The following is an 18,616-nucleotide window of genomic DNA, read 5'->3' as shown; positions in this document are numbered from 1 at the left end:
CTCGGCGAGGCTTGCCCAGTCGCGCTACAATCGGCGCATTCCGCTTTTTGCCCCCTACCGAGGTAGCCATGCAGCCGTTCGCCATCGCCCCGTCGATCCTCTCCGCCGATTTCGCCCGCCTGGGCGAGGAGGTCGACAAGGTTCTCGCCGCCGGCGCCGACATCGTCCACTTCGACGTGATGGACAACCACTACGTGCCCAACCTGACCATCGGCCCGATGGTCTGCGCCGCCCTGCGCAAGTACGGCATCACCGCGCCGATCGATGCCCACCTGATGGTCAAGCCGGTCGACCGCATCATCGGCGACTTCATCGAGGCCGGCGCCAGCTACATCACCTTCCACCCGGAGGCCAGCGAGCACATCGACCGTTCGCTGCAGTTGATCAAGGACGGCGGCACCAAGGCCGGCCTGGTGTTCAACCCGGCTACCCCGCTGGACTGTCTGAAGCACGTGATGGACAAGGTCGACATGATCCTGCTGATGAGCGTCAACCCCGGTTTCGGCGGGCAGAAGTTCATCCCCGGCACCCTCGACAAGCTGCGCGAGGCGCGCGCGCTGATCGACGCCAGCGGCCGCGAGATCCGCCTGGAGATCGACGGCGGGGTCAACGTCGCCAACATCGCCGAGATCGCCGCCGCCGGCGCCGACACCTTCGTCGCCGGCTCGGCGATCTTCAACCAGCCCGACTACAAGGCGGTGATCGACGCCATGCGCGCCGAGCTGGCCCGGGTCCGCGGATGACGGCTGCGCGCGTGACCGCGCTGCAGCGCCTGTTCGCCGGGCGCCTGCCGCGTCTGGCGATGTTCGACCTGGACGGCACCCTGCTCGACTCGGTGCCGGACCTGGCTGTGGCAGTCGACCGTATGCTCGCCGAGCTGGGCCGGCCGCCGGCCGGCCGCGAGCGGGTGCGCCTGTGGGTCGGCAATGGCGCGCGGGTGCTGGTGCGCCGCGCGCTGGCCGGCGATCTGCGCCACGACGGGGTGGACGAGGCGCTGGCCGAGGAGGCCCTGGCGCTGTTTATGGAGGCCTACGCCGACAACCACGCATTGACCCGCGTCTATCCCGGGGTGATCGAGACCCTCGACTGGCTGCGCCAGCAGGACGTGGCGCTGGCGCTGATCACCAACAAGCCGGCGCGCTTCCTGCCCGAACTGCTGGCCGACAAGGGCCTGGCCGGCTACTTCCAGTGGCTGGTCGGCGGCGACACCCTGCCGCAGCAGAAGCCCGATCCGGCGGCGCTGTTCTGGGTGATGGAGCGGGCTGGCGTCAGCGCCGGGGAGGCGCTGTTCGTCGGCGACTCGCGCAACGACGTGCGCGCGGCCAAGGCGGCCGGGGTGACCTGCGTGGCGCTGTCCTACGGCTACAACCACGGCGAGCCGATTGCGGACGAGCAGCCGGCGCTGGTGCTCGACGATCTGCGCCAGTTGGTTGATTCGTGCGCAGTGCTGCGCTAGTGTGCCTGCACGTGTTCAAACCCCGCCGAAGAGATCAGATCGTGGTGGTCACCTGCAAATTGTGGATGAAGGTCATCAAGGCTCTGGCCCGCTGGCGCTGGCGCGCCTGACATCGTCCCTGGCCGGCTTGCCGGCGCGTTTGCATATCGACCGTTTTCCAGGCCCCGAGGCTGATCATGACCCGCGAAGAATTCCTGCGTTTGGCCGCTGCCGGCTATAACCGCATTCCGCTTGCCCGCGAAACCCTCGCCGACTTCGACACCCCGCTGTCCATCTACCTGAAGCTGGCCGACGCGCCCAACTCCTACCTGCTCGAGTCGGTGCAGGGCGGCGAGAAGTGGGGGCGTTACTCGATCATCGGCTTGCCCTGCCGCACCGTGCTGCGCGTGCACGGCCATCAGGCGCGGGTGACGGTCGACGGCGTCGAGACCGAGAGCCACGACTGTGCCGACCCGCTGGCCTTCGTCGAGCAGTTCAAGGCGCTCTACCACGTGCCGACCCTGCCGGGCCTGCCGCGCTTCAACGGCGGCCTGGTCGGCTACTTCGGCTACGACAGCGTGCGCTACGTTGAGCAGCGCCTCGGCGCCTGTCCCAGCCCCGATCCGCTGGGCACCCCGGACATCCTGCTGATGGTCTCCGACGCGGTGGTGGTGTTCGATAACCTGGCCGGCAAGCTGCACGCCATCGTCCTCGCCGACCCGGCCGAGGCGGATGCCTACGAGCGGGGCCTGGCCCAGCTGGACGCGCTGGTCGCCCGCCTGCGCCAGCCGATCACCCCGCGCCTGGGTGTCGACCTCAATGCCCCGCTGGGCAAGGAGCCGGCGTTCCGCTCCAGCTTCAGCCATGACGACTTCGAGAACGCGGTGCGTGCCATCAAGGAGTACATCCTCGCCGGCGACTGCATGCAGGTGGTGATCTCCCAGCGCATGTCGATCCCGTTCGCCGCCGCGCCCATCGACCTGTACCGCGCGCTGCGCACCATCAACCCGACGCCGTACATGTACTTCTTCAACTTCGGCGACTTCCACGTGGTCGGCAGCTCGCCCGAGGTGCTGGTGCGCGTCGAGGACGGCCTGGTCACCGTGCGGCCGATCGCCGGCACCCGCCCGCGCGGGGTGACCGAGGAGCAGGATCTGGCCCTGGAGAAGGACCTGCTGTCCGACAGCAAGGAGCTGGCCGAGCACCTGATGCTGATCGACCTCGGCCGCAACGACGTCGGCCGGGTGTCCGCTACCGGCTCGGTGAAGGTCACCGAGCAGATGGTGATCGAGCGCTACTCCAACGTGATGCACATCGTCTCCAACGTCACCGGCCACCTGAAGCCCGAATTGAGCGCGATGGACGCCCTGCGCGCCATCCTGCCCGCCGGCACCCTGTCCGGGGCGCCGAAGGTCCGCGCCATGGAGATCATCGACGAGCTGGAGCCGGTCAAGCGCGGCGTCTACGGCGGTGCAGTGGGCTACCTGGCGTGGAACGGCAACATGGACACCGCCATCGCCATCCGCACCGCGGTGATCAAGGACGGCGAGCTGCATGTGCAGGCCGGTGCCGGCATCGTCGCCGACTCGGTGCCGGCGCTGGAGTGGGAAGAAACCCTCAATAAGCGCCGTGCGATGTTCCGCGCGGTGGCCCTGGCCGAACAAAGTGCAGAGTGAAGGGGACCTGACATGCTGCTGATGATCGACAACTACGACTCCTTCACCTACAACCTGGTGCAGTACTTCGGCGAACTGGATGCCGAGGTCAAGGTGGTGCGCAACGATGAGCTGAGCGTTGAGCAGATCCGCGCCCTCAACCCAGAGCGCATCGTGGTCTCCCCCGGCCCCTGCACGCCCAATGAGGCCGGGGTGTCGCTGGCGGTGATTCGCGAGTTCGCCGGCAAGCTGCCGCTGCTCGGCGTCTGCCTCGGCCACCAGAGCATCGGCCAGGCCTTCGGCGGCGAGGTGGTGCGCGCCCGGGTGGCCATGCACGGCAAGACCAGTCCGGTGTTCCACTTGGACCAGGGCGTGTTCCAGGGCCTGGCCAATCCGCTGACCGTGACCCGCTACCACTCGCTGGTGGTACGTCGCGAGAGCCTGCCGGACTGCCTGGAAATCACGGCCTGGACCCAGCTCGAGGACGGCAGCGTCGACGAGATCATGGGCCTGCGCCACAAGACCCTCAACGTCGAGGGCGTGCAGTTCCATCCCGAATCCATCCTCACCGAACAGGGCCACGAGCTGCTGGCCAACTTCTTGAAGCAGAGCGGAGGCGTGCGCTGATGGATATCAAGGAAGCCCTCAACCGGGTGGCCGGCAACCTCGATCTAAGCACCGCGGAAATGCAGGACGTCATGCGCCTGATCATGACCGGCCAGTGCAGCGACGCGCAGATCGGTGCCTTCCTGATGGGCCTGCGCATGAAGAGCGAGACCATCGACGAGATCGTCGGTGCCGTGCAGGTGATGCGCGAGCTGGCCGCGCCGGTGCAGATCGACGCCGAGCGCCTGGTCGACACCTGCGGCACCGGCGGCGACGGCATGAACATCTTCAACGTCTCCAGCGCGGCGGCCTTCGTGGTCGCCGCCGCCGGCGGCAAGGTGGCCAAGCACGGCAACCGCGCGGTGTCCGGCAAGAGCGGCAGCGCCGATCTGCTGGAGGCGGCCGGTATCTACCTGGACCTGACTCCCGCGCAGGTGGCGCGCTGCATCGAGACCGTCGGCGTCGGCTTCATGTTCGCCCCGGCCCACCACGGCGCCATGCGCCACGCCGCGGCAGCGCGCCGCGAGCTGGGTCTGCGCACCATCTTCAACATGCTCGGCCCGCTGGCCAACCCGGCCGGCGTGCGCCACCAGGTGCTCGGCGTGTTCAGCCAGGCGCTGTGCCGGCCGCTGGCCGAGGTGCTGCAGCGCCTGGGCAGCCAGCACGTGCTGGTGGTGCATGCCCAGGACGGCCTCGACGAGGTCAGCCTGGCCGCGCCGACCCATGTCGCCGAACTCAAGGATGGCCTGATAAGCGAGTACCGCGTGCAGCCGGAGGACTTCGGCATCAAGAGCCAGAGCCTGATCGGCCTCGGCGTCGAGGGTGCGGAGGATTCGCTGGCGCTGATCCGCGACGCCCTCGGCCGCCGGCAGACCGAGGCGGGGCAGAAGGCGGCCGAGATGATCGTGCTCAACGCCGGCGCGGCGCTGTACGCCGCCGACCATGCCACCAGCCTCAAGGAAGGCGTGCAGCTGGCCCATGACGCCCTGCACACCGGCCTGGCCCGCGAGAAGATGGACGAGCTGGCCGCCTTCACCAACGTGTTCAAAGTGGAGAACCAGGCATGAGCGTGCCGACCGTGCTGGAAAAGATCGTCGCCCGCAAGGTCGAGGAAGTCGCCGCCGCCCGCGCCCAGGTCAGCCTGGCCGAGCAGGAGGCGCGTGCGCGTGTGGCCGATGCGCCGCGTGGCTTCGCCCGTGCCCTGCAGCAGCAGGCGGCCCTGCGCCGGCCGGCGGTGATCGCCGAGGTGAAGAAGGCCTCGCCGAGCAAGGGGGTGATCCGCGAAGCCTTCGATCCGGCGCAGATCGCCGCCAGCTACCAGGCCGGCGGCGCGACCTGCCTGTCGGTGCTCACCGACGTCGACTTCTTCCAGGGCGCCAACGCCTACCTGCAGCAGGCGCGCGCCGCCTGCAGTCTGCCGGTGATCCGCAAGGATTTCCTGATCGATCCCTATCAGGTGGTCGAGGCGCGTGCCATCGGCGCCGACTGCGTGCTGCTGATCGCCGCCTGCCTGGACGACGGCCAGCTGGTCGAGCTGGCCCAGGTGGCCAGGGAGCAGGGCCTCGACGTGCTGGTCGAGGTGCACGACGGCGAGGAGCTGGAGCGCGCGCTCAAGCATCTGGATACCCCGCTGCTCGGCATCAACAACCGCAACCTGCACAGCTTCGAGGTGTCGCTGCAGACCACGCTCGACCTGCTGCCGCGCATCCCGCAGGATCGCCTGGTGGTCACCGAGAGCGGCATCCTGTCACGCGCCGACGTCGAGCTGATGGAGCGCCATGACGTATGGAGTTTCCTGGTCGGCGAGGCGTTCATGCGCGCCGAGGAGCCAGGTGCGGAACTGCGGCGGCTGTTCTTCCCCGACTGATCCGCCGTGCAGAGCGCAAAAGGCCGTCCCGAGGGACGGCCTTTTTGTTTGCGGCGGGCGGCTCAGCGCGTGCCGAACACCACCATGGTCTTGCCCTTGACGTTGACCAGGCCCTGTTCCTCGAGGGCCTTGAGCACGCGACCGACCATCTCGCGCGAGCAGCCGACGATGCGGCCGATCTCCTGGCGGGTGATCTTGATCTGCATGCCGTCGGGGTGGGTCATGGCGTCCGGCTGCTTGCACAGCTCCAGCAGGGTGCGCGCCACCCGGCCGGTGACGTCGAGGAAAGCCAGGTCGCCGACCTTGCGGGTGGTCTTGCGCAGGCGGTCGGCCATCTGGCTGCCGAGGGTGTAGAGGATGTCCGGGTCCTGCTGGGTCAGCTCGCGGAATTTGGCATAGCTGATCTCGGCGACTTCGCACTCGGTCTTGGCACGCACCCAGGCGCTGCGCTCCTGCTCGCGGCCTTCCAGATCGAACAGCCCCATCTCGCCGAAGAAGTCGCCCGGATTCAGGTAGGCGATGATCATCTCGCGGCCGTCGTCGTCCTCGATGAGGATGGTCACCGAGCCCTTGATGATGAAGAACAGGGTCTCACAGCGATCACCGGCATAGATGATGGTGCTCTTGGCGGTGTAGCGACGGCGATGACAGTGCGCGAGCAGCTTGTCGAGGTTCTTGATCTTTGGTGTGAGGCTAATAGCAACCATGCCCGATCCCGGAAAGTAAAAAGGAAAAAGCCCTGTGCCGCAGGCGATGTTTTTATTGTTATTAAAAGGTGCTGCAGTGTGCCAGCAAAGTGGCGTCAGCTTAACAGTAGTGAGGCCTTCGGCAGGGCGAAATTGCGTTGCAGATCACAGAGGTTCGACTAAAGAGCCACCTTGGCCGGCTGTGTTAAGCTTTCGTTCCCCTTTATACACCAGCGCGGAGTCAGGTTGATGAAAGCACGCATCCAGTGGGCCGGCGAGGCCATGTTCCTTGGCGAGTCTGGCAGCGGGCATGTGGTGGTGATGGATGGGCCGCCGGAGAACGGCGGGCGCAATCTCGGCGTGCGGCCGATGGAAATGCTGCTGCTCGGCCTCGGCGGCTGCAGCAGCTTCGACGTGGTCAGCATCCTCAAGAAGTCGCGTCAGGCAGTGGAGAGCTGCGAGGCCTTCCTCGAGGCCGAGCGCGCTGGCGAGGATCCCAAGGTGTTCACCAAGATCCACCTGCGTTTCGTGGTCAAGGGCCGCGGCCTCAAGGAGGCGCAGGTCAAGCGCGCGGTGGAACTGTCGGCCGAGAAGTACTGCTCGGCGTCGATCATGCTGGCCCGCGGCGGGGTGGAAATCACCCACGGCTACGAGATTGTCGAGCTGGGCTGACGGGCAGCCGGGCGGGGTTGCTGCCGCTCACAAACTGCCGGCAGGCTCTAGGCGAGCGTGGCCGCCGTCGGCATAATGCCGGGCTTTATTTTCGGGCGCCGCGCGATCCATGTGATGGTGCGGCGCCTTCTTCTATGGCCAGTCGCCAGCGCGCAGAGGTGCAAGCCGTCCCACGCAGGTGCTGCAAGCATCTGACGGGCATGCCACAACCGCGGCCGCGCCGCACCACCTGGGGAGTGATCGACGGTGAAAAGCAAACTCAAGCTGCACGGTTTCAACAACCTGACCAAGACCTTGAGCTTCAACATTTACGACATCTGCTACGCCGAGACGCCGGAAGACCAGCAGGCCTACGTCCAGTACATCGACGAGGTCTACGACGCCGAGCGGCTGACGCAGATCCTCACCAATGTGGTCGAGATCATCGGCGCCAACATCCTCAACATCGCCCGCCAGGACTACGATCCCCAGGGCGCCAGTGTGACCATCCTGATCTCCGAGCAGCCGGTGGAGCCCACCGACAGCCAGATCGAGGAGTCGCCCGGTCCGCTGAAGGAAACCATCCTCGCGCATCTGGACAAGAGCCACATCACGGTGCATACCTACCCGGAAATCCATCCGGTGGAAGGTATCGCCACCTTCCGCGTCGACATCGATGTGTCGACCTGCGGGGTGATCTCGCCGCTGAAGGCGCTCAACTACCTGATCCACTCGTTCGATTCGGACATCGTCACCGTCGACTACCGCGTGCGCGGCTTCACCCGCGATGTGGAAGGCAAGAAGCACTTCATCGATCACGAGATCAACTCGATCCAGAAGTACCTCTCCGCGGATACCAAGGAGGCGTACCAGATGACCGACGTCAACGTGTACCAGGAGAACCTGTTCCACACCAAGATGCTGCTCAAGGACTTCGACCTGGACAACTACCTGTTCGGCGATGCGACCAACAACCTCTCCGCCGAGCAGCGCGAGCAGGTGAGCGAGCGGGTCAAGCACGAGATGCTGGAGATCTTCTACGGCCGCAACATGCCGGGTTGAGATTTTCGCAGGCAAACAAAAGGGCACCGCTGGGTGCCCTTTTGCGTTTCTGCGGCCGGAGTCAGATGCGGTAGGTGGCCCGGGTCATCACCTTGGACAGCAGGCTCATGCCGGCCTTGATCGGCGCGGGGAAGCGCAGGCCGCCGGCGTCGAGGGCGGTGGTGGCGTGCTGCAGCTCGTCCTCGCGCATCTGCTCGAGGATCGCCTGCGAGCGCTGGTCGCCGGGCGGCAGCTGGGCCAGGTGCTCGTCGAGGTGCTTGACCACCTGGTCCTCGGTGGCGGCGACGAAGCCCAGGCTGACCCGATCGCTGATCAGTCCGGCGCTGGCGCCGATGCCGAACGACAGGCCATAGAACAGCGGGTTGAGCAGGCTGGGACGACCGCCCAGCTCGCGGATGCGCTGCTCGCACCAGGCCAGGTGGTCGATTTCCTCGTCGGCGGCCTGTTCCATGGCCTGGCGCACCGCGGGCAGCTTGGCGGTCAGCGCCTGGCCCTGGTACAGCGCCTGGGCGCAGACCTCGCCGGTATGGTTGATGCGCATCAGGCCGCAGACATGCCGCGCCTCGGCCTCGTCGAGGGCGACCTCCTCGCGGGGCAGCGCGGGCGAGGGGCGCGTCGGCTGGCCGCTGAACGGCAGCAGGGTGCGCAGGGCGGCATCGGCCTGCAGCAGCAGGCGATCGACCGGGGAGTAGTGGCGTTCGCTGGTCATCGGCGATCTCCGGAAAGGCGGTGGCGGCAAGTCTGGCGCAAACGGCCGGCGCCGGACTTGAGCGGGATCAGCAGGCGGTCGCGATCAGCCCGGCGGCCAGTGCATCTGACGCTGGCCGAGCACGTGCATGTGGATGTGGTAGACGGTCTGTCCACCCTGCTCGTTGCAGTTCATCACCACGCGGAAGCCTTCCTCGCAGCCCTGCTCGCGGGCGAGGCGCTGGGCGGTATGGACGATGTGGCCGACCAGGGCCTTGTCCTCTTCGCCGATATCGTGAAGGGTGGCAATGTGTTTTTTCGGGATCACGAGAAAATGCACCGGCGCCTGCGGGCCGATGTCGTGGAAGGCGACCACCTGGTCGTCCTCGTACAGCTTGCGCGCCGGGATGGCGCCGTCGACGATCTTGCAGAACAGGCAGTCCACAAGCGTATCTCCAGAGTTGCTGATGCGGGTCGCCCGAGTGTAGCGGCGCCACCCGCTGTCGCCCACCCCCACAAGGAGTCTGTGTGAAGAACGATATTCATGATCTGGGCCTGGTGCTCGACTCGCGCGTGCGCCTGATCGTCGTCGAGTCGTGGGACGAGCAGCGGGTGCTGGAAACCCTCAGTGCGCTGGCGATCAAGCGTGGCCTCGGTCTGTACCTGTGGTCGGTGACCGAGGGTGTGCAGCGTCTGGGCTTTGGTGGCGAGCCGCTGGGCGAGGGCGACAGCCGCGAGCCGGAGGTGGCGCTGCGTTTGGTCAAGGCCGATCCGCAGGCCAATCTCTACGTGTTCTGCGACCTGCATCCGTTCCTCGCCGACAATCCGCGCCTGGTGCGCCTACTCAAGGAGGTGGCGATGGCCAGCGCTGCGCAGCGGGCGACCCTGGTGCTAGTTTCCCATGCGCTCAAGCTGCCAGCCGAACTGCAGCGGCTGGCCGCGCGCTTCAGTCTGGCGCTGCCCGGCGAGGACGAGCTGCTGGCCATCGTCCGCGAGGAGGCGGCGCGCTGGAGCGAGCGCAACCATGGCGTGCGGGTGCGCACCGACAATCGCACCCTGCAGCAACTGGTGAAGAACCTGCGCGGTCTGGCCCATGCCGAGGCGCGTCTGCTGGCGCGCAACGTGATCTGCAACGACGGCGCTATCACCCAGGACGACCTGCCGGAACTCAATCGCGCGCGCTTCCAGCTGCTCGACATGGATGGCGTGCTCAGCTTCGAGTACGAGACGGCGCGCTTTGCCGAGGTCGGTGGCCTGGCCAATCTCAAGCGCTGGCTCGACGAGCGCCGCGAGGCCTTCCTCGCCGCCGACGCCAGCGACCTGCCGCGCGGCGTGCTGCTGGTCGGCGTGCAGGGCGGCGGCAAGAGCCTGGCGGCCAAGGCGGTGGCCGGGCTGTGGGGCCTGCCGCTGCTGCGCCTGGATTTTGCCTGCCTGTACAACAAGTACTTCGGCGAGACCGAGCGCAACCTGCGCGAGGCGTTGAAGATGGCCGAGCAGATGGCGCCCTGCGTGCTGTGGCTGGACGAGATCGAGAAGGGCCTGGCCAGTGGCGATCATGATGGCGGGGTGAGCCAGCGCGTGCTCGGCACCCTGCTGACCTGGATGGCCGAGCGCCAGGCGCCGGTGTTCATGGTGGCGACGGCCAATGCCATCCACCGCCTGCCACCGGAGCTGGTGCGCAAGGGGCGTTTCGACGAGCTGTTCTTCGTCGACTTGCCGAGTGCGGGGGTGCGGGAAGAAATCTTTCGCATCCATCTGGTTCGACGCGAGCTGGCCCCGGCGCAGTTCGACCTGGCGCTGCTGGCGGCGGCCAGCGAGGGCTTTTCCGGGGCGGAGATCGAACAGGCGGTGGTCAGTGCGCTGTACGCGGCGCAGGCGCGGCAGTGCGCGGTGGATCAGCTCCTGCTGTTGCAGACCCTGCAGCAGACCGCGCCGCTGTCGGTGGTGATGTCCGAGGAGTTGGCGGCGCTGCGCGCCTGGGCGGCGGAGCGCACGGTGCGCGCCGACTGAGGAGGACTCAGCGTGGCAGCAGGTGGCGGTTGAGGCGTGCGGCCAGGCGACGGGCCAGTCGGCGCGGGCTCAGCTGGGCGGCGCGGGCCAGCAGACGGTTGCGCCAGCCGGGGATGATCACCGCCTGCTGGCGATCGAGGCCGAGCAGGGCCAGCTGGGCCAGTTGCTCGGCGCTCATCAGCCACTTGCTGCCGATCAGTGGGCGCATGTCGAGGCGCGCATTGCGCCAGAACGGCGTGCGCACGGGGCCAGGGCACAGCGCGGAAACCTGCACGCCCTGCTCCTGCAGCTCTTCGCGCAGGCCTTCGGAGAAGTGCAGGACGAAGGCCTTGCTGGCGTAGTAGCTGCTCAGCCACGGTCCGGGCTGGAAGGCGGCCAGCGAGGCGACATTGAGGATGCGCCCGCTGCCGCGGCGAGCCATGGCGTTGCCGAGGGCGTGGCACAGGCGCGACAGGGCGAACACGTTGAGTTCCAGCAGCTTGCGTTCGCGCTGCCAGTCGTTGTCGAGGAAGCTGCCGGCGCAGGCGGCGCCGGCATTGTTGATCAGCAGGTCGATCTGGTAGTCGCACTGCTCCACTTCATAGAGCAGGCCGGACAGTTGCAGTGGCTCGGTGAGGTCGCAGACGCGGAACATCACCTCGACGCCGAAACGCTGGCTCAGCTCGCAGGCGATGCTTTCCAGCGCCGGGCGTTCGCGGGCGACCAGGATCAGGGCGTGACCGCGTCGGGCCAGGGCTTCGGCCAGGGCCAGGCCGATGCCGCTGGAGGCGCCGGTGATCAGGGCATATTGAGGCATGCGGGTCTCCTAGACGTGCCGGGCGGGGCCGCGCAAAAAGCGCGCAGTGTACTCCGCTCGGCAGTCGCTGGCTGCCCGATTCAGCGCTTCAGAACGGCTTGACCACCACCAGGATGACGATGGCGACCAGGAACAGCACCGGTACCTCGTTGAACCAGCGATAGAACACGTGGCTGCGCTGGTTGTCGCCGCGGGCGAAGCGCTTGAGCAGGGCGCCACAGCCGTGGTGGTAGCCGATCAGCAGGGCGACCAGGGTCAGCTTGGCGTGCAGCCAGCCGCCGGAGCTGAGCAGGGCGGGGTTGGCGACCAGCATCCAGATGCCGAACACCAGGGTGGCGATCATCGAGGGGCCCATGATGCCACGGTACAGCTTGCGCTCCATGATGCAGAAGCGCTCGCGGCTGGCGGTGTCCTCGCTCATTGCGTGGTAGACGAACAGGCGCGGCAGGTAGAACAGGCCGGCGAACCAGCAGACGATGGCGATGATGTGCAGGGCCTTGAGCCACAGGTAGAGCATGCGGGACGTCCTTCTCGATTAGAGTCTGCGCAGATGGTAGTCGCAGGCCGGGCACGGCGTCATCCCGCGGCTGGCTCCGGCCGGGCCGCGGCCTTATCATGGCGCACTATTGTTTTTCACAGATGGCCCGCGGGGACACGAGATGATCAAGGTCGGCATTGTAGGGGGGACCGGGTATACCGGGGTGGAGTTGCTGCGTCTGCTGGCCCAGCATCCACAGGCACAGGTCGAGGTGATCACCTCGCGTTCGGAGGAGGGGGTGCGGGTTGTCGACATGTACCCCAATCTGCGCGGTCATTACGACCAGCTGCGCTTCAGCGTGCCGGACGTGGCGCGCCTGGGGGCCTGTGACGTGGTGTTCTTCGCCACACCGCACGGCGTGGCGCATGCCCTGGCCGGCGAGCTGCTGGCCACCGGCACCCGGGTGATCGACCTGTCCGCCGACTTCCGTCTGCAGGACGCCGAGGAGTGGGCCAAGTGGTACGGCCAGCCGCACGGCGCGCCGGATCTGCTGCCGGAGGCGGTGTACGGCCTGCCGGAGGTCAACCGCGAGGCGATCAGGTCTGCGCGCCTGATCGCCGTGCCGGGCTGCTACCCGACCGCCACCCAGCTCGGCCTGATTCCGCTGCTGGAGTCCGGCCTGGCCGATCCGGCGACCCTGATCGCCGACTGCAAGTCGGGCGTCAGCGGTGCCGGTCGCGGTGCCAGCGTCGGTTCGCTGCTGTGCGAGGCGGGCGAAAGCATGAAGGCCTACGCGGTCAAGGGCCATCGCCACCTGCCGGAAATCAGCCAGGGTCTGCGCCGCGCTGCCGGCGGCGCGGTCGGCCTGACCTTCGTGCCGCACCTGACGCCGATGATCCGCGGCATCCACGCCACCCTCTACGCCCGCGTGGCCGACCGCAACGTCGACCTGCAGGCGCTGTTCGAGCAGCGTTACGCCGGCGAGCCGTTCGTCGACGTGATGCCGGCCGGCAGCCATCCGGAAACCCGCAGCGTGCGCGGCGCCAACGTCTGCCGCATTGCCGTGCACCGGCCGCAGGGCGGCGACCTGGTGGTGGTGCTGTCGGTGATCGACAACCTGGTCAAGGGCGCCTCCGGGCAGGCCGTGCAGAACATGAACATCCTGTTCGGCCTGGATGAGCGGATGGGGCTGGCACACGCGGCGCTGCTGCCCTGATGCCGCGTCTGGCCGGCGAAATTGCCAGGGTTGCTCCGCATCGCCAGCACGGCCGCCAGTTGGTGCTGGCGGTGCTGCTGCTGGCGCTGCCGGCGGCCTTCTTCGCCGGCTACTGGCTGAGTGAGCGCAAGGCCGGCGAGCTGCTCGATCAGGCCCGCCTGCAGGATGAGCAACTGAAGCTGCGCACGGCCGAGCTGGGTCAGTTGCGGCGGCGGCTGGCACTGCTGGACAGCGGCGAGCGGTTGGCAGCGCAGGTCGGCGAGCAGAACCGGCAGACCATCAAGCTGCTGGAGGAGCAGATCTTCCAGTTGCAGCAGGAGTTGGCGACCTACAAGGGGGTGCTGGATCCCGCGGCCAGCCGCGAAGGTCTGCAGATCCGCTCGTTTGAGCTGCAGGCCACCGCCGACCCGCGGCGCTTCCGTTATCAGATACTACTCAGCCGGGTCGGCTCGGATGAGCAGGCACTGGCGGGCACACTGCAGATCGAGCTGCGTGGGCAGCGCGATGGCAAGGCGAGCAGTCTGCGTCTGGCGGAACTGGCTGAGGGCGTGCCTGACGACGGTCTGTCCTTCGCCTTCCGGCATTTCCAGGCGATTCCCGAAGGCGGGCGCTTTGCCGAGTTGGCGTTGCCTGCCGGTTTCGAGCCGGCTGAAGTGCGCCTGCGCGCCAGTGTGACGGGGCAGCGCCAGCCGCTGGAGCGCAGCTTTCGCTGGGCCGAGTTGCAATGAGTGCCCCCTTGGTGGGGAGACCACCGAAAAGCATCCGCAGCCTTGGCTGCGGCCATCATATTGCTACGCAGCAGTCGCGGCAGAGTAGTTGACTATTTCGCTTGGTCGGCGATTGAGCGATAATGCTGCGCTTCTATGCTGCAAGACGGCTGTGCGCCTGGAGTTCTGGACATGAGCATTGAAACCTTCACCCCCACCTCGCTGCAGTTCACTCAGGGAGCGGCCAACAAGGTGAAGAGTCTGATCGACGAGGAGGGCAATCCCCGCCTCAAGCTGCGCGTATTCGTTACTGGCGGCGGCTGCTCGGGCTTCCAGTACGGCTTCACCTTCGATGAAGAGCAGGCCGATGACGATACCGTTGTCGAGCGCGATGGTGTGCGCCTGGTGGTCGATCCGATGAGCTTCCAGTACCTGGTCGGCGCCGAGGTCGACTATCAGGAAGGTCTCGAAGGCTCGCGCTTCGTGATCAAGAATCCCAACGCCAGCACCACCTGTGGCTGCGGACAGTCGTTCTCGATCTGAGTCGCTGGCGATGGAAAAACGCCGCGCTGGTGCGCGGCGTTTTTGTTGGCGTGAGGCTCAGGCCGGGTAGATCGCGCCGAGGACGCGCGGCCCGCCAGCGCCAGTGACTTCGGGGCAGTTGGCCGGGATTCCCTCGAGGCAGCAGTGGGCCAGCCAGGCAAAGGCCATGGCCTCGATCCAGTCGGCCGGCAGGCCGCGCGTGTCGGTGCTCTCCACGGTACAGCTGGGCTGCAGTTCGGCGAGGCGCTGCATCAGGCGCTTGTTGTGCGCTCCGCCGCCGCAGACCAGCAGTTCTTCTGCCGCCGGCAGGGCGGCGTGGAGAGCCGTGGCGATGCTGCGGGCCGTCAGTTCCAGCAGGGTGGCTTGCACGTCTGCGGCGGCGATCGGCGCCCGTGTCTGCAGGTGCGCCAGCAGCCAGTCCAGATTGAAGTGCTCGCGGCCGGTGCTTTTCGGCCCCTGCAGGCGGAAGTAGTCGTCGGCCAGCAGGCCCTGCAGCAGCGGCACATCCGCTGTGCCGCTGGCTGCCCAGGCGCCGTCGCGATCGAAGGCTTCGCCGCGATGGCGGCGGATCCACGCATCCAGCAGCACGTTGCCCGGCCCGCAGTCGAAGCCGCGCACCGGCTGCTGCGGGGCCAGCAGGGTCAGGTTGCTGAAGCCGCCGACATTGAGGATGGCGCGCCGCCGTTCGCCGCCGAACAGGGCCTTGTGGAAGGCGGGTACCAGCGGGGCGCCCTGGCCGCCGGCGGCGACATCGCGGCGGCGGAAGTCGGCGACCACGCAGATACCGGTGAGCTCGGCGAGCATGGCCGGGTTGCCGATCTGTACGGTGAAGCCGCGCTGCGGCTCATGGCGCACGGTCTGGCCGTGGCTGCCGATGGCGCGGATCTGCCGTGGGTCAAGTCGCTCGCGCTGCAGCAGCTGCTGGATGGCCTGAGCCGCGAGTTCGGCCCATTGCTGCTCGGCCAGGGCGCTGCGAGCGATCTCGTCGTCCCCGCTGCTGCAGAGGGCCAGCAGCTGTCGGCCGAGTTCGTCCGGCATAGGCGTGTAATGGGAGGCCAGCAGGCGAGGGGCCTGCTCGTGCTCGATCAGGGCGACGTCCAGTCCGTCCAGGCTGGTGCCGGACATCACCCCGATATAGAGCGGCATGGCTTAGCGCTTGTTCAGGGCCAGCAGCGAGGAGCGCTCCTGATCCATACGCGCCAGCAGGGGCTGGCTCTGCTGGAGGAAGCGCTTGCGCTCGGCGCCGGCGATGGGGTCGGCCATCGGTAGCTTCTGGCTCAGCGGGTCTACATGCACGCCGTTGACCTGAAACTCGTAGTGCAGGTGTGGACCGGTGGAGAGGCCGCTCGTGCCGACGTAGCCGATGATCTGGCCCTGCTTGACTTGGCTGCCGTTGCGAATGCCCTTGGCGAAGCGGTGCATGTGCCCGTACAGGGTGCGATAGCGCTGGCCGTGCTGGATCACCACGGTATTGCCATAGCCGCCCTTGCGCCCGGCCAGCTGGACCCTGCCGTCGCCGGCGGCCTTGATCGGCGTACCGGTCGGCGCGGCATAGTCGACGCCCTTGTGCGCGCGGACCTTGTTCAGCACCGGATGGCGGCGGGCTTGGGTAAAGCGCGAGCTGATGCGGGCAAAATCGATCGGCGTGCGGATGAAGGCTTTGCGCATGCTGCTGCCGTCGGCCCTGTAGTAGGTGCTGTTGCCCTGGCGGTCGGTATAGCGCACGGCGCTGAAGGTCTTGCCGCGGTTGGTGAAGCGCGCGGCAAGAATGGAGCCGCCGCCGATTTTTTTGCCGTCGACCACTTGCTCTTCGTAGATCACTTCAAATTCGTCGCCGTCGCGCAGGTCGAGAGCAAAGTCGATGTCGTAGCCGAAGATGCTGGCCAGCTCCATGGCCTGGCTGTGCGGCAGGCCGGCGCGCTTGGTGGCGACGAACAGCGAGCTGTCGATGACACCGCGGGCATAGGCCTGGCGGGTGGCCGGCTTGATCAGGTCGCGCTTGACGCTGAAGCCTTGTGCGGTCCGGGTGACCTGCACGCTTTCCAGGGAGCTCAGGCGCGAGTTCAGGGACTCGAGGCCGCCTTGGTCGTTCCTCGTGATGTGGAAAATCTGTCCGGGCTTGACGTTGGTTAGCTGCCGGGCGTCGCGGTTGCTGGCCAGCAGATCGTGCAGGGTTTCGTCAGGCAGGCCGGCCTTGGCGAAAACGCTGGACAGGGTGTCGCCATTGGCAACGGTGATATGGGTTTCGCGTTGCGGTGCCGGTTTGGCGGCCTGCGTTGCGGTGCTTTGCGCTTCGAGTGGCTTTTCGACAGCGAGGCGCTCGGACGTGACCAGGCTGGGCTGGAGATCGTCTTTGTCTGCAAGCACGTCGCTGCTGCTGCTTTCGATTTCGAGTGGCAGCAGGGTCTTCTTGGCTTCTACCTGGCTGCTGGGGAATACCAGCAGAGTCAGGCTCAGCAGCGCCGCAATCCCGCTCGCAGCCAGCAAGTGGCTCTTCGGGTAGAGGGGTGTGTTCCTGGACTTATCCGTCATGGCGGGTAGGGTTCTTTGGGGTGCAATAACCGCCTAAATTATAACCAAAACCTCTTTGAGGCAACCCGCAGCGACCGCTTTGCGATGCGCGGCTGTGGACTGCTGCGCGGATTTTGCAGATCGTGCGCGATCTTGTATCGTGAGCCCATTTTTCGCTATGGGCAGCTTCATGAAGTCGGTCGAAGAGCAGCTGGCGCTTATCAAGCGCGGCGCAGAGGAAATTCTTGTCGAGTCGGAACTGGTGGCCAAGCTGCAGCGCGGCCAGCCATTGCGGATCAAGGCCGGTTTCGATCCGACCGCCCCTGACCTCCATCTCGGGCACACCGTGCTGATCAACAAGCTGCGCCAGTTCCAGGATCTGGGGCATCAGGTCATCTTCCTGATTGGCGACTTCACCGGGATGATCGGCGATCCGAGCGGCAAGAACGCCACGCGTCCGCCGCTGACTCGGGATCAGGTTCTGGAGAATGCCGAGACCTATAAGGCTCAGGTGTTCAAGATTCTTGATCCGACCAAAACCGAGGTGGCGTTCAATTCGACCTGGATGGATCAGCTGTCGCCGGCCGACTTCATCCGTCTAGCGTCGCAATACACTGTGGCGCGGATGCTCGAGCGCGACGACTTCCACAAGCGCTACACCGGCAACCAGTCGATCGCCATCCATGAGTTTCTTTATCCGCTGGTGCAGGGGTATGACTCGGTGGCCTTGAAAGCCGATGTGGAGCTGGGGGGCACCGACCAGAAGTTCAATCTGCTCATGGGGCGCGAGCTGCAGCGCGCTTATGGTCAGGAGTCGCAGGTCATCCTGACCATGCCGTTGCTCGAAGGGCTGGATGGCGTCAAGAAGATGTCCAAGTCGCTCGGCAACTATATTGGCATCCAGGAGGCGCCGGGTGTCATGTACGGCAAGCTGGTGTCCATTCCTGATGCGTTGATGTGGCGCTATTTCGAGTTGCTAAGCTTCCGGCCCATGGCGGAGATTGATGCGCTGCGCCGCGACGTCGAGCTTGGTGCCAATCCGCGCGACATCAAAATCCAGTTAGCCGAGGAGATTGTGGCGCGCTTCCATGGCGAAGAGGCTGCCGCTGCTGCGCATCGTTCAGCAGGCAATCGGCTGAAGGATGGTGAGCTGCCCGATGATCTGCCGGAGGTTGGGTTGGTGTCTGCCGAGGCCATGTCGATCGCAGCCGTGCTTAACAAGGCGGGGCTGGTCAAGAATGCCGCTACTGCCCGCGATATGCTGAACGCTGGCAGTGTGAAGGTGGATGGCGTAGTGGTGGATCGTGACTTCATCTTTGCGCTTGGCAAAACCCATGTATGCCAGGCGGGCAAAAAGGCTTTTGCGCGAGTCACCTTGTGCATGGAGTGATTTGCTTGGAAAGGCGTCGTTGATGGTGGTGCCGGTATCTGTCTGCGGGTGCGTAGGTGCGCCCGCCTCCAGCGACAAGCTGGGCAGAGGCTCTTGGTTGTCAACGGTTTGTGTTCGATGTCTGAGTAGTGAGCGCTGGCGTGATGATGGTCTCGCCAGTGTTTCCGGGGATTGGCGAAAAGTGTAGCGGGGGGGTGTTGACATCGGTGCTCAGGGCTGTATGATTCAACTCCTCGCTGCAGCAGCCTCCGGGTTGAAGCTAGCGCAAGTGGTTGAAACGAAAAGAAATTTTCACGAAACGCTTGACAGGTTGTAA

General features: G+C 66.2%; 20 protein-coding genes. 13 read left to right on the top strand and 7 right to left on the bottom strand.

All coding sequences use genetic code 11. The annotated features are described in order from the left end of the window. Positions 1-68: 68 nt before the first annotated feature. The 6 genes from rpe to trpC all read left to right on the top strand — a co-directional run bounded on the left by rpe (position 69) and on the right by trpC (position 5,563). On the top strand, positions 69-743 hold the full coding sequence (gene rpe / locus KRX52_RS03050) for a ribulose-phosphate 3-epimerase (protein ID WP_217679687.1): 675 nt from the start codon (positions 69-71) through the stop codon (positions 741-743). Beyond that, the gene (locus KRX52_RS03045) at positions 740-1,456 is read left to right on the top strand and encodes a phosphoglycolate phosphatase (protein WP_254797362.1); all 717 of its coding nucleotides are present in this window, start codon (positions 740-742) and stop codon (positions 1,454-1,456) included. Before rpe ends, KRX52_RS03045 begins: the two co-directional genes overlap by 4 nt. A gap of 176 nt (positions 1,457-1,632) precedes the next feature. Beyond that, complete coding sequence (gene trpE / locus KRX52_RS03040) at positions 1,633-3,111, top strand: anthranilate synthase component I (RefSeq protein ID WP_217679686.1); 1,479 nt, start codon at positions 1,633-1,635, stop codon at positions 3,109-3,111. A gap of 12 nt (positions 3,112-3,123) precedes the next feature. Beyond that, positions 3,124-3,717 (top strand): aminodeoxychorismate/anthranilate synthase component II, encoded by a 594-nt coding sequence (locus tag KRX52_RS03035; RefSeq protein WP_217679685.1) that lies wholly within the window; start codon positions 3,124-3,126, stop codon positions 3,715-3,717. Further along, complete coding sequence (trpD, locus tag KRX52_RS03030; RefSeq protein ID WP_217679684.1) at positions 3,717-4,763, top strand: anthranilate phosphoribosyltransferase; 1,047 nt, start codon at positions 3,717-3,719, stop codon at positions 4,761-4,763. Before KRX52_RS03035 ends, trpD begins: the two co-directional genes overlap by 1 nt. Then, positions 4,760-5,563 carry an indole-3-glycerol phosphate synthase TrpC gene (gene trpC / locus KRX52_RS03025; protein WP_217679683.1) on the top strand — a complete coding sequence of 268 codons (804 nt, stop codon included), beginning with the start codon at positions 4,760-4,762 and terminating at the stop codon, positions 5,561-5,563. The genes trpD and trpC overlap by 4 nt, the downstream gene beginning before the upstream one ends. 62 nt (positions 5,564-5,625) lie before the next feature. On the opposite strand, the gene crp is transcribed toward trpC, so the two are convergent. Next, entirely contained in the window at positions 5,626-6,270 is a 645-nt protein-coding gene (gene crp, locus KRX52_RS03020; RefSeq protein WP_217679682.1) for a cAMP-activated global transcriptional regulator CRP, read from the bottom strand. Between the two features lie 228 nt (positions 6,271-6,498). Between crp and KRX52_RS03015 the strand changes: the two genes are divergently transcribed. Both KRX52_RS03015 and speD read left to right on the top strand, forming a co-directional pair. Next, positions 6,499-6,921 carry an OsmC family protein gene (locus KRX52_RS03015; RefSeq protein ID WP_217679681.1) on the top strand — a complete coding sequence of 141 codons (423 nt, stop codon included), beginning with the start codon at positions 6,499-6,501 and terminating at the stop codon, positions 6,919-6,921. Between the two features lie 246 nt (positions 6,922-7,167). Next, positions 7,168-7,962 (top strand): adenosylmethionine decarboxylase, encoded by a 795-nt coding sequence (gene speD / locus KRX52_RS03010; protein ID WP_217679680.1) that lies wholly within the window; start codon positions 7,168-7,170, stop codon positions 7,960-7,962. Between the two features lie 61 nt (positions 7,963-8,023). Here the strand turns inward: speD and coq7 are convergent, their stop codons facing one another. Both coq7 and KRX52_RS03000 read right to left on the bottom strand, forming a co-directional pair. Beyond that, the gene (gene coq7, locus KRX52_RS03005; protein WP_217679679.1) at positions 8,024-8,671 is read right to left on the bottom strand and encodes a 2-polyprenyl-3-methyl-6-methoxy-1,4-benzoquinone monooxygenase; all 648 of its coding nucleotides are present in this window, start codon (positions 8,669-8,671) and stop codon (positions 8,024-8,026) included. 84 nt (positions 8,672-8,755) lie between these two features. Next, positions 8,756-9,094 carry a histidine triad nucleotide-binding protein gene (locus KRX52_RS03000; protein WP_217679678.1) on the bottom strand — a complete coding sequence of 113 codons (339 nt, stop codon included), beginning with the start codon at positions 9,092-9,094 and terminating at the stop codon, positions 8,756-8,758. Positions 9,095-9,177: 83 nt separating this feature from the next. Here KRX52_RS03000 and KRX52_RS02995 point away from each other — a divergent pair, with 83 nt between their 5' ends. After that, a complete protein-coding gene (locus KRX52_RS02995; RefSeq protein ID WP_217679677.1) occupies positions 9,178-10,659 on the top strand; it encodes a Ycf46 family AAA ATPase in 1,482 nt (493 codons plus the stop codon). Between the two features lie 7 nt (positions 10,660-10,666). On the opposite strand, the gene KRX52_RS02990 is transcribed toward KRX52_RS02995, so the two are convergent. Beyond that, positions 10,667-11,455 (bottom strand): SDR family NAD(P)-dependent oxidoreductase, encoded by a 789-nt coding sequence (locus KRX52_RS02990; RefSeq protein WP_217679676.1) that lies wholly within the window; start codon positions 11,453-11,455, stop codon positions 10,667-10,669. A gap of 88 nt (positions 11,456-11,543) precedes the next feature. After that, positions 11,544-11,972 carry a protoporphyrinogen oxidase HemJ gene (gene hemJ, locus KRX52_RS02985; protein WP_217679675.1) on the bottom strand — a complete coding sequence of 143 codons (429 nt, stop codon included), beginning with the start codon at positions 11,970-11,972 and terminating at the stop codon, positions 11,544-11,546. 142 nt (positions 11,973-12,114) lie between these two features. On the opposite strand from hemJ, the gene argC reads away from it, so the two are divergent. From argC to erpA, 3 genes are all read left to right on the top strand, one after another. Further along, entirely contained in the window at positions 12,115-13,149 is a 1,035-nt protein-coding gene (gene argC / locus KRX52_RS02980) for an N-acetyl-gamma-glutamyl-phosphate reductase (RefSeq protein WP_217679674.1), read from the top strand. Further along, positions 13,149-13,877 (top strand): DUF6776 family protein, encoded by a 729-nt coding sequence (locus KRX52_RS02975; RefSeq protein ID WP_254797361.1) that lies wholly within the window; start codon positions 13,149-13,151, stop codon positions 13,875-13,877. Before argC ends, KRX52_RS02975 begins: the two co-directional genes overlap by 1 nt. Before the next feature lie 171 nt (positions 13,878-14,048). Further along, entirely contained in the window at positions 14,049-14,399 is a 351-nt protein-coding gene (erpA, locus tag KRX52_RS02970) for an iron-sulfur cluster insertion protein ErpA (protein WP_217679673.1), read from the top strand. A gap of 57 nt (positions 14,400-14,456) precedes the next feature. Here erpA and KRX52_RS02965 read toward each other — a convergent pair whose 3' ends face one another. Beyond that, positions 14,457-15,545 carry an anhydro-N-acetylmuramic acid kinase gene (locus KRX52_RS02965; RefSeq protein ID WP_217679672.1) on the bottom strand — a complete coding sequence of 363 codons (1,089 nt, stop codon included), beginning with the start codon at positions 15,543-15,545 and terminating at the stop codon, positions 14,457-14,459. 3 nt (positions 15,546-15,548) lie between these two features. Beyond that, entirely contained in the window at positions 15,549-16,931 is a 1,383-nt protein-coding gene (locus KRX52_RS02960; protein ID WP_217679671.1) for a peptidoglycan DD-metalloendopeptidase family protein, read from the bottom strand. 169 nt (positions 16,932-17,100) lie between these two features. Between KRX52_RS02960 and tyrS the strand changes: the two genes are divergently transcribed. Then, a complete protein-coding gene (tyrS, locus tag KRX52_RS02955) occupies positions 17,101-18,300 on the top strand; it encodes a tyrosine--tRNA ligase (RefSeq protein ID WP_217679670.1) in 1,200 nt (399 codons plus the stop codon). The last annotated feature ends 316 nt before the right edge of the window (positions 18,301-18,616 follow it).

Origin of the sequence: Geopseudomonas aromaticivorans (assembly GCF_019097855.1) — a bacterium.
GTDB lineage: Bacteria > Pseudomonadota > Gammaproteobacteria > Pseudomonadales > Pseudomonadaceae > Geopseudomonas > Geopseudomonas aromaticivorans.
The sequence above is the reverse complement of the archived record's forward strand: the minus strand, read 5'-3'. Positions and strand labels throughout refer to the sequence as shown.

Coding starts and splice junctions, on each gene's coding strand:
- KRX52_RS02990 (WP_217679676.1), bottom strand. CDS start 11,455: ATGCCTCAATATGCCCTGATCACCGGCGCCTCCAGCGGCATCGGCCTG.
- KRX52_RS03035 (WP_217679685.1), top strand. CDS start 3,124: ATGCTGCTGATGATCGACAACTACGACTCCTTCACCTACAACCTGGTG.
- rpe (WP_217679687.1), top strand. CDS start 69: ATGCAGCCGTTCGCCATCGCCCCGTCGATCCTCTCCGCCGATTTCGCC.
- KRX52_RS03015 (WP_217679681.1), top strand. CDS start 6,499: ATGAAAGCACGCATCCAGTGGGCCGGCGAGGCCATGTTCCTTGGCGAG.
- coq7 (WP_217679679.1), bottom strand. CDS start 8,671: ATGACCAGCGAACGCCACTACTCCCCGGTCGATCGCCTGCTGCTGCAG.
- KRX52_RS02975 (WP_254797361.1), top strand. CDS start 13,149: ATGCCGCGTCTGGCCGGCGAAATTGCCAGGGTTGCTCCGCATCGCCAG.
- trpE (WP_217679686.1), top strand. CDS start 1,633: ATGACCCGCGAAGAATTCCTGCGTTTGGCCGCTGCCGGCTATAACCGC.
- crp (WP_217679682.1), bottom strand. CDS start 6,270: ATGGTTGCTATTAGCCTCACACCAAAGATCAAGAACCTCGACAAGCTG.
- argC (WP_217679674.1), top strand. CDS start 12,115: ATGATCAAGGTCGGCATTGTAGGGGGGACCGGGTATACCGGGGTGGAG.
- hemJ (WP_217679675.1), bottom strand. CDS start 11,972: ATGCTCTACCTGTGGCTCAAGGCCCTGCACATCATCGCCATCGTCTGC.
- trpD (WP_217679684.1), top strand. CDS start 3,717: ATGGATATCAAGGAAGCCCTCAACCGGGTGGCCGGCAACCTCGATCTA.
- KRX52_RS03045 (WP_254797362.1), top strand. CDS start 740: ATGACGGCTGCGCGCGTGACCGCGCTGCAGCGCCTGTTCGCCGGGCGC.
- erpA (WP_217679673.1), top strand. CDS start 14,049: ATGAGCATTGAAACCTTCACCCCCACCTCGCTGCAGTTCACTCAGGGA.
- KRX52_RS02960 (WP_217679671.1), bottom strand. CDS start 16,931: ATGACGGATAAGTCCAGGAACACACCCCTCTACCCGAAGAGCCACTTG.
- trpC (WP_217679683.1), top strand. CDS start 4,760: ATGAGCGTGCCGACCGTGCTGGAAAAGATCGTCGCCCGCAAGGTCGAG.
- tyrS (WP_217679670.1), top strand. CDS start 17,101: ATGAAGTCGGTCGAAGAGCAGCTGGCGCTTATCAAGCGCGGCGCAGAG.
- KRX52_RS02965 (WP_217679672.1), bottom strand. CDS start 15,545: ATGCCGCTCTATATCGGGGTGATGTCCGGCACCAGCCTGGACGGACTG.